Here is a 489-nt window from a genome sequence, read left to right as displayed (position 1 = left end):
GTTCGACCAGAAATACGGCCACCTGGTCGACCGCCAGGCCATGCACGATCAGCTCGACGGTTTCGAGCAGGCCATGCAACACGCCCAGCAAGCCGCCGAAGACCGCGCCAAGGACCATACCCGCTGGGTGGTCAGCGAACGGTTGTTGCAGGCGCTGGACCGCTACGACAACGCCGACCTCATCAACGGCCTGGCCTTTGCCGAACAGACCGGCCAGTGCGTGATCGGCATGGAGTTGAGTGAAGGGGGCACGAAGGTGCTGGACCACTGGTGGCGCAGCGACGTGGCAGACCGGGGCAACCTTGCAATACGCGGCATCACCTACAACCAGGAGGACCTGCGGGAAGCACTGGCGGCGCTGCTGGAAGCGGCTAAAAGCGAACCACAGTCAGCGTCATCCTTCGCCCTGCCGGAAGCGCTTGCCAGGCAAGCCCATGCCGCTGCCAATGCCTTTGGGCGCATCAACACCCTGTACGAACAGATGCAGGC

1 pseudogene is annotated in these 489 nt (G+C 63.6%); it reads left to right on the top strand.

The window, feature by feature from the left end:
- Positions 1-489 (top strand): annotated as a pseudogene (locus I8746_RS26925) (hypothetical protein); the annotation flags it as partial.

The organism is Pseudomonas sp. USTB-Z, assembly GCF_019691255.1.
GTDB classification, from domain to species: domain Bacteria; phylum Pseudomonadota; class Gammaproteobacteria; order Pseudomonadales; family Pseudomonadaceae; genus Aquipseudomonas; species Aquipseudomonas alloputida.
This window is presented reverse-complemented; position numbering and strand designations above follow the sequence as displayed.